The organism is Pontibacter aydingkolensis, from assembly GCF_019443125.1.
In the GTDB taxonomy this organism is placed as follows: domain Bacteria; phylum Bacteroidota; class Bacteroidia; order Cytophagales; family Hymenobacteraceae; genus Pontibacter; species Pontibacter aydingkolensis.
Genome location: NZ_JAHYXK010000009.1, coordinates 23,101 through 38,313, shown reverse-complemented (window position 1 = coordinate 38,313; position 15,213 = coordinate 23,101). Strand labels below are relative to the sequence as shown.

10 protein-coding genes and 1 riboswitch are annotated in these 15,213 nt (G+C 47.5%); of the genes, 7 read left to right on the top strand and 3 right to left on the bottom strand.

Going from position 1 to position 15,213, the window contains the following annotated elements:
• Positions 1-243: 243 nt before the first annotated feature.
• Positions 244-347, bottom strand: a riboswitch (SAM riboswitch).
• Positions 348-744: 397 nt separating this feature from the next.
• Positions 745-1,428, top strand: a complete 684-nt coding sequence (locus K0O23_RS11990) for a hypothetical protein (protein ID WP_219877669.1) — start codon at positions 745-747, stop codon at positions 1,426-1,428.
• Positions 1,429-1,804: 376 nt separating this feature from the next.
• Here the strand turns inward: K0O23_RS11990 and K0O23_RS11985 are convergent, their stop codons facing one another.
• Positions 1,805-3,376, bottom strand: coding sequence for a serine hydrolase domain-containing protein (locus tag K0O23_RS11985; protein ID WP_219877668.1), 1,572 nt, complete (start codon positions 3,374-3,376; stop codon positions 1,805-1,807).
• Between the two features lie 1,228 nt (positions 3,377-4,604).
• Between K0O23_RS11985 and glgX the strand changes: the two genes are divergently transcribed.
• The 5 genes from glgX (at position 4,605) to K0O23_RS11960 (ending at position 10,490) form a co-directional block, all read left to right on the top strand.
• Positions 4,605-6,728, top strand: coding sequence for a glycogen debranching protein GlgX (glgX, locus tag K0O23_RS11980; RefSeq protein ID WP_219877667.1), 2,124 nt, complete (start codon positions 4,605-4,607; stop codon positions 6,726-6,728).
• 323 nt (positions 6,729-7,051) lie between these two features.
• The gene (locus K0O23_RS20500; protein WP_219877789.1) at positions 7,052-7,336 is read left to right on the top strand and encodes a hypothetical protein; all 285 of its coding nucleotides are present in this window, start codon (positions 7,052-7,054) and stop codon (positions 7,334-7,336) included.
• Between the two features lie 28 nt (positions 7,337-7,364).
• A complete protein-coding gene (locus K0O23_RS11970) occupies positions 7,365-8,114 on the top strand; it encodes an N-formylglutamate amidohydrolase (protein ID WP_219877666.1) in 750 nt (249 codons plus the stop codon).
• An 11-nt stretch (positions 8,115-8,125) separates the two neighbouring features.
• Complete coding sequence (locus K0O23_RS11965) at positions 8,126-9,079, top strand: isoaspartyl peptidase/L-asparaginase family protein (RefSeq protein WP_219877665.1); 954 nt, start codon at positions 8,126-8,128, stop codon at positions 9,077-9,079.
• A 79-nt stretch (positions 9,080-9,158) separates the two neighbouring features.
• Positions 9,159-10,490 (top strand): DUF2254 domain-containing protein, encoded by a 1,332-nt coding sequence (locus K0O23_RS11960; protein WP_219877664.1) that lies wholly within the window; start codon positions 9,159-9,161, stop codon positions 10,488-10,490.
• 309 nt (positions 10,491-10,799) lie between these two features.
• Here the strand turns inward: K0O23_RS11960 and K0O23_RS11955 are convergent, their stop codons facing one another.
• Together K0O23_RS11955 and K0O23_RS11950 are read right to left on the bottom strand one after the other, a co-directional pair.
• Entirely contained in the window at positions 10,800-11,693 is an 894-nt protein-coding gene (locus tag K0O23_RS11955) for a cyanophycinase (protein WP_219877663.1), read from the bottom strand.
• Positions 11,694-12,327: 634 nt separating this feature from the next.
• Positions 12,328-12,633 (bottom strand): hypothetical protein, encoded by a 306-nt coding sequence (locus tag K0O23_RS11950; protein WP_219877662.1) that lies wholly within the window; start codon positions 12,631-12,633, stop codon positions 12,328-12,330.
• 673 nt (positions 12,634-13,306) lie between these two features.
• Here K0O23_RS11950 and K0O23_RS11945 point away from each other — a divergent pair.
• Complete coding sequence (locus tag K0O23_RS11945) at positions 13,307-14,569, top strand: cation:proton antiporter domain-containing protein (protein ID WP_219877661.1); 1,263 nt, start codon at positions 13,307-13,309, stop codon at positions 14,567-14,569.
• The last annotated feature ends 644 nt before the right edge of the window (positions 14,570-15,213 follow it).

Below are 15,213 nucleotides of genomic sequence, written 5' to 3'. Positions count from 1 at the left end.
ACAGCATGGTTTAGCCTGATTTGCTTCAATAACAAATAGGTACAATGATCCCTGTAGGCCGCGTACGGGAGTTGTTATGGCTTAACTAAAAGTAAGATTAAGAACCCGAAGCAGCTGTGTTAGCAACAACAGCAACAACAACAGGTAACTGAAGCAATAGATGAAGTGGCACCGAAAGAAGTAGAAGTGTTTCGGTTGATTGAAATACCAGTACGGTTGCTTGTTGAGATTTTCATTTTTAACAATTTATATCCCCTAAATAATTTAGGCAGGAATTAGCACCTGGTCTGGTTAACTGGTTGCTAGAAGTTCACAGAGCCTGTTCTCTCCCTTCTTCTTTATAAATCAAATACGGTGTAGGTATTTTGACTTTACGCTTGCAAAGGTAAAGCATGTTAAGCTTTAAAAGCAAATTTATTTTAAAGTTTACATCACTTAAACATAAATTGGGTCGTATTTGGAGCTTAAACATGGATTCAGGAACTTCGAGAACTACCAGCTTATCCTGCAGCGGTTGTAGGTATATGCTCCGATATGAAAACCATTATTATTTCTTTTGCTATTAAAAAACCATGGTTTGGCTTCCCCTGTTTACGCAAAGACACATGGAGATCCAATGCCAAAGGCGTATAACCCAAGGGAAGAGCCTCCCTAAGTTCAGTGGTGAGGATATTCGGGTTCCGAAATTCATGACGCCCAGATACATGTCAAATCCGTAAAAAGTACAAACAACACAAAGCAGCTATGAAACAAAGCGAGAAACTCAGCACAACCGCCACTACGATGGCCAGCAGGATGAAAACGGGTGCGGAACCGTCCGCAATCGAGAAGCCCACGACCACACTAGTGGATATAGCACAGGTGGAAGGCATTATCGGAGAATGGCCTGAGATGGCAGCCAAGTCAGCCCGGCAGACAACCGAGAAGTACGGCCCGCCCAACGAGGCCACGCCCAGCCACCTGGTCTGGTTTAACAACGGCCCGTGGAAGCGCACCATCGTGCACCGCCACGAGATCCCGCACGATTTCCCCCAGCCACACACGGACGTAATCGAGAACGTGATCAGCTACAAGGTGCCAGTGGACAGGCTCACCGAGCTGGGGCGCTACGACGGGAGCCTCTACGTGGACAGGACGCGGGGCGAGGCATCTGCGCGCTGCGACATGGAAAACGCCAACATCCTCTCGCTTAACCTGATGCATGACATCATCCAAGGGAGATACACAGCAGAGCAGGCACGCGAGAAATACGCCGAGGTGACGGCGGACTTCATGCTCAACCGCCCGCCCCCCTATGCCGAAGCCCTGCAGTTCACACCTCCCACGGAAGATACCAGGTTCACGGACGAGTCAAAGATCGGCGCCGCCATGCTTAAGCAGGCAGGTGAGAAGATAAAGGACGCCTTCCGGGGGGAGAACCCGTCTTAATCAGTTATTCTAGGTTTTATTTTAGAGATAGAAGCACATCCTCTAGGATGTGCTTCTCTGGTTTCCATGCGCACATACAGGTGCCATGTTATCTGCCATCTGTGCCTGCTAGTTCCCGAAGGAGCTCTATATGTGTTTGGCTATGGACAGATGTCATTTATACTTATAATAAACCTTATGTACAGCAGGTTTGTAAAAAGCCTGAAGCTCCTACCCCAGATAATCTTTTAAAGCAGCTAGATCCCTGTGGATAAGGTTCGATAATTCATCCCCTTCGGTAGGCTTATCGAACTTTTCAGGTACTAGGCAGCCACAGCTTTGAGAGCAAACCTAATATGGCAACTAATCTTTCCCTAATGAGCAGATGAGGTCCTTTTTACTGCTTAGCTTTGATGTAAGTCAATGATCCTGTTTTAAGGGTGTCATTCCTTATTTCAAAGTCTCTTGTTAACAATCCTAAATTGGATTGGTTTCCACCCTTTTCCTTTTTATAGATAGGTCCGCTTAGAATGCCCCATTTCATATTGTAATGGTTACCTTCCTTGATTACAGATATAGTGGGCCAGTTTCCCCTATTGTGGTAAGTTCCAAGTATGCTGTCATTGCCGGTACTTTGCGTTAGCAGTTGCGATGCTTCAGGATACACTATCTCGTTCTCGCTTTTGAAAGCTTCCTCAAATCTTGCTCTTTCACTCTGGAAGATGCTGTCTGCCGGCAATGCGTTAAGCATATTGTAGGCGTAGTTTGCCATCAAGTGAGGCAGCAAATAAGCCCTGTTGTCATTTGAAAACGCAATAACTCCAATTTTTTTCTCTGGCATAAAAGAGATGTGGAAACTGATGCCTGCCAGGTTTCCGAAGCGGGTCAGTATCTCCTCCTGCTGATACTGAGCAACATCCCAGCCCAAGCTGTAGCCCGTGCGACGGTAGGTAAAGTAAACTTTGTCCTGGGGTGTGGTAGAAGCATGAAGCGCCGCCCAGGAATCTTTAGATAGTAATACTGAGTCTTGTCTTATGTTAGCACTTAGCCACCTGGAAAGGTCGTTTATGGTAGAAATCATTCCACCTGCTGCATGCATCGTGACATCACTTTTGTAGAAACCTTTATCGACTACCCCCCTTTCTTTTGACACAATAAGGGACGGGCGAATCTCATCGAGCTTATGATCGCTGACACTTGCAGTGGTATTATCCATGTTGAGGGGCGCGAAAATGTTCTCTTCCATGCCTGCTTTCCACGTTTTCCCTGTCAGGTTCTCTACAACCATTCCAGCTATGATCGGACCGACGTTGGAGTATCTGAACTTACCTGATGGATCGTAAAGAAAATCAGTATTCAGGTCATGGATCAATTCTTCATTTTCACCGCTATAGCCCAGATAAGCTGTTTTCCACGTCATGCTATTGCTAAAGGTGCCGTGGGTGTGATTCAGGAGGCTTTTGATCGTTATCTTGTTTGTGTCTATGCTATCACTGTAGTTGAGTTGAGGAAGGTACTCATCAAGGGATTTGTTTAAGTCAAGCTTCTTTTCTTCTTCAAGTATTTTGAGCAATGTCCCTGTAAATGACTTTGTACTGGAGGCGATGTAAAGTGGGGAATTGTTATCGAGAGAAGTTGCTTTGCCTTCTATTATCTCTCTGTTGAGAGCAAACGAATAAACCAGTCCATTTTCATCAACAACACCAAAGATGACATCGCCGAAAAGAGATTTGTCTGTATAGATGCCCCTTAGCTTGTTTTCAAACTCTGATGAAAACTGGGGATGTTCTTGCAGGAATTCGCTACTGCTTTGGTTGAAAAAAGCTTTGTTTGGCCTACAAGAAAATGTGATTAGCAAAAAAAATATTAAAAGCCTCGGCCTACAGCACTTGGTTAAGTACCGCTGCAAAGTAGGTTTGCCCGCACTAACAGGGCAAGCCACGGTGATGACTTTGGTCGTTAATTTCATAGGTTCATTTTGCATAAATAGGTCTTACAATATCTGTCTACTGAAGCACAGGAGTTTAAAGGCATAAGAATGGGCAATTCTTGTAATGACAGCAACTAAAAGTGATGAAACATTAGAAAATAGTGTTGAAACGTACAGAGAAGTACTCTGAGCTGGCTTTAGGTGTCGATAAGCTTCTGGAAATAAAATCATTTGATGCCAAATCAGAAAGTTGAAGATTCTACAAGACCAGCAACCTATTCAACCCAGCAAAATCCCTGTGGAAATGGTTCGATAATTCCATCCTTCGGGCTACAGAGTAAATAGCAAAAAGCGGCTTAGACTACAGTTTAAGCCGCTTTTTCGTTTCCAGAGTAACAGAAAATATTTTTCATGTTGTTACTCTTCTCTTACTCATCTTATTACCTTCTCCCCTGCATTTTACCTTCTCCCCTGCATTGCATTAAGGCAGGGTAGTAAGATGTCTCTATCACACCTCTAGTTAGAGTAAGGCTGGTTTTATTTCTCGTAAACTCATCTCAAATACCGTCTTAAGTGCTTTATCCGTGAGACGGCTTTATCAAATTATTAACCTTAAGCGAAGCAATATGTTTGCCCAGCCTTGACCATTGAAACTTCGTTCGAATCGATAGCAGAGGAAATGCCAATAATAAGTGAGGTGCCTATAGTTTGGACATATTCCGGGCTTAGCTTATGTGCCGCGTTGGCTTAAGTAGTTCTTAATTTGATTGCAGCTATTTTACATAGTTGTTACCCTAACATTAACTTCTTCTAGACTTGTCCTATGCGAGCATAAGGTATACCGCTAACCATGTGATAAGCAACATTAGGAATTGAGTCCTGAAAGCAGGATATAAGTTTTGCTCTCAGTTTATCTATACCCAAAGCTGATGAAGGTTACTGGAAAGGTAACCATAACTCCCCAAAATGACCTTTCACCAAAAAGTAGGTCGGCAGGATAGATAGACAAAACTGTCAATGTTCCAAAGCAAACATAGGCGAAAGCTAAAAAACCTCTTTATTCTATCAATACGATCTATCAATACAATTCGTAGCGTGCCGTTGTTTCACTGCAACTCTGTGTAAATAAACTTTCGAATGAAAGGTACTAGGGCAATACCTAAACCGCCACTTTAGGATGTAGACCATTTTGAGCCAGATACGTATACGAGCGGATGTTACCTCTCTCTGCAGCGAGTAGCTATCACTGAATGAATACAGCCAGTACATGAAGAAAACAACATATCCCGGCAACCCATATCCTTTGGGAGCCACCTGGGACGGGGAAGGCGTGAACTTTGCCCTTTACGCAGACAATGCCACAGGTGTGGAACTCTGCCTTTTCAGTTCCGCAGAAGACGAAACCGAATCATTGAAAATAAAGATGGCGGAGCGCACCCACCAGGTGTGGCACGCTTACCTGCCCGATTTAAAGCCGGGTCAGCTTTACGGCTACCGGGTGCATGGTCCTTACGAGCCAGAGAACGGGCATCGCTTTAACCCGCACAAGCTCCTGTTGGATCCCTATGCCAAGGCCATTTCGGCCACCATAGACTGGCATGACTCCCTTTTTGGGTATGAGGTGGGGCACCCTGATGAGGACCTGAGCATGAGCACTACCGACAGTGCCCCCTTCATTCCCAAATCAGTGGTGGTTGACCCATCGTTTGACTGGGGCGGAGACAAGCCCCCTAAGACTCCTTACCACCGGTCTATCATCTATGAGGCCCATGTAAAGGGCTTCACCAAAATGCATCCGGGCATACCGCAAGAGCTTCGCGGAACATATGCTGCGCTGGCTCACCCTGAAACAATCAAATACCTGAAGGACCTGGGCGTAACGGCTGTGGAGCTATTGCCGGTACATCACTTCATATCAGACCGCCACCTCGTGGAGAAGGGTCTGAGTAACTACTGGGGCTATAACAGCATCGGCTACTTCGCCCCTGACGTGCGCTACTCAGGCAGCGGCATGCTCGGAGAACAGGTGGCGGAGTTTAAGAACATGGTGAAGGCCCTGCACAAAGCGGGTATTGAAGTAATACTGGACGTAGTTTACAACCATACGGCAGAGGGTAACCACATGGGGCCAACCATATCGTTTCGGGGTATAGACAATGCATCTTACTACAGGCTTGTGGAAGAAGAAAAACGCTATTACATGGATTACACCGGCACGGGCAACACCCTGAACGCCATGATGCCAAGCGTGCTTCGCCTGATCATGGACAGCCTTCGCTATTGGATAACCGAGATGCACGTAGATGGCTTCCGTTTCGACCTGGCTTCTGCGCTGGCCCGTGAGTTACATGAAGTAGATCAGCTAGGCTCTTTCTTCGATATCATCCATCAGGACCCGGTTATCTCGCAGGTGAAGCTGATCGCGGAACCTTGGGACGTAGGTGAAGGCGGCTATCAGGTAGGTAATTTCCCTCCGGGTTGGGCCGAGTGGAATGGCAAGTATCGTGACTGCGTACGTGATTACTGGCGCGGAGAACACAGTATGCTGGGAGAGTTTGCAGAACGTTTTACCGGCAGCTCAGACCTGTACCGAGATGAATCCCGCAACCCCACGGCAAGTATAAATTTTGTAACGGCCCATGATGGTTTTACCCTGCACGACCTGGTTAGCTATAACGAGAAGCACAATGAAGAAAACGGCGAAGATAACAACGACGGTGAAAGCCATAACCGCTCCTGGAACTGTGGAGAAGAGGGGCCAACCGATAATGATTCAACTATTGCCCTACGAAACAGGCAAAAGAGGAATTTCCTGACAACTTTGTTTTTATCGCAGGGGGTGCCGATGCTGGTGGCCGGAGACGAGTTAAGCCGCACACAGCAGGGTAACAACAACGCCTACTGCCAGGACAATGAAATATCATGGCTAAACTGGCAGGAGGCGGACAAGGACTTGCTGGAATTCACACAGAAACTTATTAAGCTGCGCAGGAACCACCCAGTCTTCTGCCGCCGCCGCTGGTTTCAGGGGCAGCCTATAAAAGGGGCCGGCGCCGAGGACATTGCCTGGTTTTTGCCCAACGGTAACGAGATGACTGAAGAGAACTGGAATCATGATTATGCAAAGTCGCTGGCAGTGTTCCTGAACGGACACGGACTGCACTCTGTGGGTCCTAAAGGCGAGCGGATTGTAGACGACAGTTTCTATGTGATCTTCAATGCCCACCACGGACCGCTGGAGTATAGGCTGCCCCCTGAAAAGTACGGTAGTGGATGGACAAAGATACTGGACACGAGCGAAAGCCGCGCAGTAGAGAAAGATGTCGTCTATAAAGCAGGCGCTACCATTGAGGTGCAGGGTCGGTCTGTGGTACTGCTGCACCGTCCGTAGTAGAATCGCTTTATTAAGGGGAGAGCAGGTACCTGAGTTATATCAAGTACCTGATCTCCCCTTATAGTGTAAGGCTTGCTGTAGGGTGAGAAATGTTTGCCGGTAAAGCAGCTGACAGCAGCCCTAGGACATGCACACCAACACAACTGGAACACTGAATCTTGAGAAAATGGAAGAAGTAACAAACAGCACTCTCAAAGCGATAGCACATCTTTAGAATAATAGAAATGATCTCTAATGGGTAATGTCCCACTTCATCTCTCCTTTTGAACCCTGTTTAGAGGAGACCTCATCCGAAGTAGCAGACTAACCCCTCTGTATAGATACCGCCCTCTCAAGGGAGTTACCTTACCTCGCTTAAAAGTGCCGGTAAGTTTGACTATGTAAGGGGTCTTCTGGTTGGCCAGTTAGTCGATATACAAGAAGATGATCCGCCCTTTGGAAAGACGCCCGAGGAAATAGTTCTGGATGCAGTAAAAAAGTATGATTTCCCGGTCTGCTTTGGCTTTCCGGCCGGACACGGTGGCGTAAACAAGGCGATGGTCTTTGGCGCTCCCGTGCATATGGATGTCACTGCGAAGGGTACTACAGTTCGTTTTAATGCTTAGGCAGCAAACCTCTCATTGACTTTGACCTATGCCCACAACATTAATACTTACGTGCGAACATGCCGTCAACGAGATCCCGGCCAGGTGCAGACACCTGTTCAGAGCAAGTGAAGAAGTACTCTTCACGCACAAGGCCATAGACTTCGGGGCACTTCAGCTGGCTCAATACCTGGCCGCCGAGCTAGGTCTTGCGCTGTATTACTCCTGCGTCTCCAGGCTGCTGGTAGAGGCAAACCGCTCTCCTGAAAATGAGGAGTTGTTCTCAGCGTACACGCAGGGTTTGCTACCGGAGAAGAAAAAGCAAGTACTGGGCACCTACTATTTCCCGCACAGGCTGCAGGTTGAGGAAGCGGTTGGAAAGGAAATAGCTGTCGGAAACCAGGTAGTACATTTTGCTATCCATTCCTTCACCCCTGCTATGGACGGAGAAGTGCGCAAAGCCGACATAGGGATTCTGTTTGATCCGAAACGTAAATCGGAGAAAGCGCTAGCAATACTCTACAAATCAGGACTTTTACTGCAGGACCCGAACTTGAAAGTACAGTACAACGCACCCTACCCAGGAACCGCTGATGGCCTACCCTCCCATCTCCGGAAACTATTTCTGGATGAGCATTACGCTGGCTTCGAGCTGGAAGTCAATCAGAGGTTCTACCTGAACGGCGAGACTGAGGTATGGCAAAACCTAATGAAGGCAGTAACCAGTGCATTTAGAATTAGCGTAATGGAAATGAATAAAAATCCTGTTGCTGCCAAACAGGCTAAAAACAAAAAGTAAAGAAAGCAGCTATGGCTAAGAAAAAACCACTTGCAATTGTCGTACACGGCGGCGCCGACCCCGACTCCGACCATATTCATTCAAACAAGAAAGCATACGAGGCTGGTATCCGGCAAGCAGTTGATGAAGGCTGTATGGTGTTGGAGAAAGGAGGCTCAGCAGTTGACGCCGTGGAGGCAGCAGTAGTCTCTCTGGAGAACAACCCGCTGTTAAATGCCGGCAGAGGCTCTGCCCTTAATGCCAACGGGGAGGTGGAGATGGACGCGGCCATCATGCGGGGCAACGATCAGGCTTCAGGCGCTGTCACGTTGGTGAGAAACATCCGAAACCCTATTTCCCTGGCAAAAGCCGTCATGATGAATACCAAGTACCGCTTCCTGGGCGACATGGGAGCGCTGGAGTACGCAAAGAAAATTGATATACGGCTGGAGCCTTCTTCTTACTTTATTACCGAGCACCAGTTCGATCTTTTCTCTAAAAAGCGGGAAGAGGAGTTTACCAGCAGCGACCACATAGGGATGGACCAACTGAATGCCCGCATGCACGGCACGGTAGGGGCCGTTGCCCTCGACCGGGACGGGAACCTTGCCGCAGCAACCTCAACGGGTGGTACGGAAAACAAGAAGATGGGCAGAATTGGTGACAGCTGCATTATAGGTGCCGGTTGCTACGCTAAAAACAGCACGTGCGCCATCTCGGGCACAGGGGACGGGGAGCTGTTGATAAAAAACATTACCGCCTATGATATATCCGCTCTGATGGAGTATAAAGGTCTTTCCCTGCAGCAAGCCTGCGAAGCGGTGGTGCTGGACCGCACAGATCCTGGTGAAGGAGATGTAGGTGTGATCGGCGTAGACCTGCAGGGAAACATAGCGCTGGTCTTCAACAGCGAGCGCATGCACCGCGGCTGGAAAACCAGCGCTAAAAAGCAGGGTGTGGAGATATATCCTAAAAAGCAGAATTGAAACACAAGGCACTACTGCTCAAGCTACGCTTGCTTTTAGCAGCGTCCCGCTTGGCACCCCAACATTTATATTGTCTACTATGAAACTCTCAAAGCTAAAGTACTCTGTGAAGAAGGCATACATGCAGGTGACCAGCAGCATTGCCTTTTACCCTACCCTGATTGCTTTGGGCTTATTGTTACTGGCACTTCTTTGCACGTACCTGGACAAGACCTCTGTAGGAAGGTCAATAATCAGCAAGGTGTCGTTTTTAATGATCAACAACGCCGACACGGCCAGAAGCCTGCTCTCATCCCTGCTGACGGGCCTGATTAGCCTCTTTACCTTTACCTTTGCCATGGTGATGATCGTGCTGACCCAGGTCACGTCCAGCTTTTCGCCAAGGCTGCTGCCCGACCTGCTCCGGAAAAGGGGTAGCCAGGTGGTGCTCGGGGTCATTGTCGGCACAGTGTGCTTCACTATTGTCGTGCTCAGCAACGTACAGACGATGGCCGCAGGTCCCGGGGTCCCCCTCCTCTCTACTGTTGTGAATGTACTCCTGGGCTTTGGCTGCGTCATCTCCTTTATCTATTTCATCTACAAGATCTCCAACGAGGTTCAGATAGGCAACATCCTCAACAGCACCTACCGCAAAACCAGGGATGTACTAAACAGGGAGCTCCAAGGCGGGAGTTATCACGAGGACTGGCAGGAGGACGGGCAGTTCCACCTGGTGGAGGCATGGGACTCGGGCTACTTCGACAAGATCACCGAGCGTGAATTCAGGAAGGCCTCCAAAAAGCTTGGGCTCAAGCTCAGGCTTTTAATAACCCAGGGCGAGTACTTACTGAAAGGAGACGCTCTCCTGGAAATAAACACCCCCTTGAATGAGAAGATAAAGGATATATTGGAGGAAAATGTGCTGCTCCGGCACCAGGAGATGGTGAAAGAGAACTTCTTCTACGGGTTCAAGCACCTGACAGAGATCGCCGTAAAGGCGCTGAGTCCGGGAGTAAATGACCCAGGCACCGCTGTGCAGGCAGTGGATTACCTCATGGACCTGCTGTGCAGGCTCCAACAGCTGCGCGGGCAGAAGGTAATACAGCACGATGACGGAACCGCCTGTATCATATACGCCCCGGTCCCGTTTGAGAACACCTTCTACCTCTGCTCTGCCAGTATCCGCGCCTACTCCTCAAAGGATGTGACCGTTCAAACACGCCTCATCAACCTGATCAGCAAGATAAGCGAGCGCGATGAACAGGACAGGCACCGCAATCTTCTTGAAAGAGAACTACAATCAATCGAAGAAGCATCCGGCAAAGAGATGATTAGCCAGGAAGACGTAAACTATATAAAAGCTGTTTTAGAGGAAACGAAAAGGCAGCGCATGTCCAATGAATGCAGCTCGACACATAGAAAAGATTATTAAGCCACGGGTGCACTAAGTAGCGCAAGCAGTAGTTAGACTCCGTCTCACGTCGTATAAGCTCAGACAACTTTAAAGTAAGAGCATAAACTTAATATTGATGGTGGGCCTCCACGACAGCTCCCTTCAAGGTGCAGGAGGAGAGTGCCCAGTTTTTTCAAAATCGACTCTACACCATAGAGCGCAGAAAATCAACAATGATTAGGGTAAGAAGGAAGGCGGGCAAATAAGATGGCAGCACGCTAGATCTCCTCAACATATAAAGGCCAAAGAAACACCGTCTTCCTCCTCCTCATTTTTGCACGACAGAGACTATATGTGAAGCTGATCGTAAATAGGAAAGGTATACTTTTCGCCTTTGCTTAACAGGTGCACGGTCAGTCCCTTGGCCGAAAAAGGCTCGCCGGCTTCAATATCATAAATGTTGGTACCAGTCATTCTCATGCCGTCCACTATGGTAATAAGGCCACTGCCCACTACCGTCAGCTCCTTGCCTTCTGTGATGTAAGCAGCGGTGTCCTCCTCCAGGCCAAGTCCGATACAGCCAGGGTTCGTAACGATACACTGGGCCATCCTCACCAGGCGGCCTCTTTGTATAAAATGGGTATCTACGGCAACATTTTTTAGGAATTCCAGCCCGGTAGTTATGCGCACATCGCCTTTGATAAATCCTCCCTTCGCCATCACCTCATAGATCATAGGCGTAGACAAGGCGGTTGCGCCAGCACTCGTACCCGCCACCAGCACATTATCGTATGTGAACCTCTCTTTCATGAGCTGCAACAGCTTGGTGCCACCCAGGATTGAGGTGAGCCGCAACTGGTCTCCGCCCGAAAAGTAAATGCCGTCGGCCTGCTCAATTACTTTCAGGTACTCGTCGTTTTGCGCATCCTCCCTTGTTCTGACGTCCAGCACCTCCACCTTGCTCAGGCCAAGTTCATTGAACAGGCGAACGTACTCTTTGGCTTGAAGCTCTGGCAACGTAGAGGCAGTAGGCAAGAACGCCACCGTAGGGTTGTCTCCCCTCAGCTTCCCTTTGAAGAATTTGAGAATCTCCTCGCTTTCGAAATCAACATTACGCTGCTGATCCTCGGTTTTCTGTTTGTCTCCTTTGCTTTCTTTGCCTCCAATGGCCAGCAGGCAGCCCTTAGGTATGGGTGGCTGTTTGCCAGCTATATTGCTTCCTGATGTTTTGCGTTTTGTCATTGTTTATCTCTATTAGCTAAATTTAAGGCTTCTTGTAACTTACTACTCTTGTTATCAGCGTATCTGCCTCGCCGGGTTTGTTCCTGAATCCGACCCAGCCTTCCCGCTATACCACGGGCATAATCTTAAATTGATTTGTGTATCTTCCTACGGTTTTTTTCCTGAGCCATGCTAGAGGGCATTTTATGTTGTACAAGATCCACTAGAGTTGTGAAACAAAGCCCGGATACGGATAGTGTTCATTTACTTAGATAATCCTATCTGCAATCCACTTAGAATTTTTTTAGGTCCGCCTATATTATAAAACTATTCTTACGAACTGTAGATCAATAGATCGAAGTTAAGGTCGCTTAAGCAAAAGGCTGCAGTTGACAAGTAATTAAGTTTAAACGCAGTAGCAGGCATAATCTTTACTGTGCTTGGTACTGGTAAAATGCGGGTGTGATTGCTATGTTTCACTAACGCTGCCTGAACTGGGTTTGCCTGTAAAAGCAATATGATGGGGTTAAAACACAGCGTATGCTTTTAAAATGGAAAGAGCGTCTACTCTCTATGCACAAACGCTCCTCCATTCTTTGAACAAAAAAACAACTATGATAACCATTTAACACGGCAGCTTGTAATAATAATTTGCTTACATGCCGTCCTCTGCCTTTCCGGGAAAGGAAGAGGACGGATGCTGGCGCTCGTACTCCTGTCCATAGTTATGCGTAATAAACTCACTATAACCTTTAGGATCAGGTGAGAATTTCGTATAAGCATCAAAGATGCCAACAGTGACACTGCCGCTCGCCTGATACCTGTCGTTGCCACGCATACAACCGCTATTATAAGCATGACCGGGAATTTGCCTGTTCAGTCTGTAGATTCCCGCAACAGGATGATAAGTGATATTACTGCTCTCCTCCCTTACATCAATTAAATTTACCGGTTTTTCCATATTAATGTTGTAAGACTGAACCAACTGCATGATCTAGAACTTACTGTTAGTTTCAATGGCGCGTTAGAAAGACAAGAAAGCAGGAGGGCCATCCTCAGCACCCAACTTAGGTATGGCCACTCCCACATCCTTAGTAACCCGATAGAAAAACAAATAACTCTTACCAAGGTATGCCTTTGTACGAGTCTTGTACAGTAAAGGCCGCCCTCTCACTAACTTTTACTGCTTTTCCACGGCCAAATACAAACAAACACCTACTAGATAGGCACTAATCACCTTGTCACCATGACATGCATGTGGCAACCACTGCAGGAACAGAAGATACTTGATGTCATTGGTACTCTGCTGCCTGAGAACCCTTGTGCTCAAATCCTTACCCCCTCTAGCGCTAAGCATTCTTCCACAGCCGCCGAACCCCTGTGGATAAGCCTGACAACTCCATCCTTCAGGTATACTCGAAAGGCCTTCAATGGCAACTGAGTACCACCTTTCTTTTGCGCTTGGAACGCTAAAAAAGACACGCCCCTCTAATCACAAAACATGATTCAGTACAAGATACTGCTGATGATCATGGCTGGCATCACTATCATCGACTTCTCACTACCCTGCCCCTCCCTCCAATACCTTTTCCTGCTGTAGCCGTAACACATTACTTTAACACAAACTGTACGTCATGATAGGAAAAGACTATTTGAATATAATAGTTACCCTTCTGGGAGGTTTGGTTGTGCTGCTTGCCTTGCCCTCAAAGAAACTGGAGAAAAGTCCGGTACCGGCTACACTCGTAGCCCTGGTGCTTGGCATCCTCATAGGACCAGAGTTTCTCGACCTGATAGACCTGGGGGAACTTGGCAATAAGTCAAAAATACTGGAAAGCACGGCGCGCCTTGTCCTGGGTATAGGCCTGGTGGGGGTGGCACTAAGAATACCAAAGGCATACCCAAGGCAAAACTGGCGACAGATGACGCTTCTGGTCGGTGCTGGCATGGTGCTGATGTGGGTTATCAGTACTGCACTCATCTACTTAATACTTGGTACTTCCTTCTGGCTTTCAGCCCTGATAGGTGCCATTATCACCCCCACCGACCCGATCGCTGCATCTCCCATTGTTACCGGACCTGTGGCTAAAAAGAACCTGCCCGACAGGATAAGGCATGCTATCTCCTTTGAATCAGGAGCCAACGACGGGCTGAGTTACCTGTTTATCTTTCTGCCGCTCCTCGTTATTACCCTTACCCCTGGCCTGGCTATGGAAAAATGGCTAAAGCACACGTTACTTTGGGAGATGCTAGGGGCCACGGCGTTTGGACTGTTGCTTGGCTTTGTAGCCGGAAAGCTACTGAGGCTGGCAGAGAGGCATGACATGGTCCAGGAAGAATGGAGGCTGGTGTATACTGTGGCGCTATCGTTGCTGGCGGTTGGGGCCGGCAAGCTGATAAAGAGTGATGAAGTGCTGGTGGTGTTTGCAGCAGGTGCGGCTTTTGTGCAGGTAATAAGCGCTGAAGAGCAGGGAGAAGAGGAAAAGGGACAGGAGGCGGTTAACCGTTTCTTCTCCTACCCTATTTTTGCTTTGCTTGGTACCGAGATACCATGGTCTGGCTGGTTCGAACTTGGCTGGAAAGGCGTACTGCTGGCAGTTGCAGTGCTCCTGCTGCGACGGCCTCCGGTGTTGTTGCTCCTGAAGCCCTTTTTGCCTGCGCTGTACACTAAAAAGGACGCTCTCTTCCTGGGCTGGTTTGGCCCGATTGCCGTGGCTGCCATTTACTATGCGTCTCTGGCGGAGCATAAGTTAAAAGAGCCGTTGATCTGGGACGTGGTAAGCCTGGTTATCTGCGCTTCGGTGGTGGCGTGTGGGGTCAGCTCTACTCCGCTATCAAAACTGTACGGCAAAGTAACAGGCTATCGGGAGGCACGTGAAAAAGAAGATGTGAAATAAAGGAAAAAGCTTTTAAGGCTTATCAAGCTACCATTAATCGACAAAGGATGCTATCTCGGGTTCTCGGAAGATCAATGTAACAGCAACTATGTTTCGAAGCTTTTAAGCTAAACCCTAAGCGCAGGGTTGTAAAAGTTGGGTAGAAAGCTCTTTTGCCTGTTATTGATGAATCTAATTTAATAAATGTTGGTACAAAAAATTTATATAAACTATATCCTACTGATCAGAAGGGTATAGTTTGAGTTGCTATAGATTTCATCAACAGAGTGATTAAATGATAAGTTGCTTTCCATCTGTTATATGGAAGCCAGACCTAATATTAACTTTTCCAGTTCTCTCCTAGCACCAATATTTCTTCTACAGCTGTTAAATCCCTATGGAAATGGTTCGATAATTCCACCCTTCGGGCTACAGAGTAAACAGCAAAAAGCGGCTTAGACTATAGTTTAAGCCGCTTTTTCTTTTCCATAGTAACAGAAAAGTAACAAAAAAGATTTTTTACATTATTACCTCCTCCATCTTTGTTATTACTCCCTTTTGTGTTTGCTCCTAGTACTTTCTCAACACAGGCAGTTGCACCGCACTAACTTTATACAAACTCTTTTGTGCATCTATTGTATCTTCATCATAGCCTAAAAATAAAG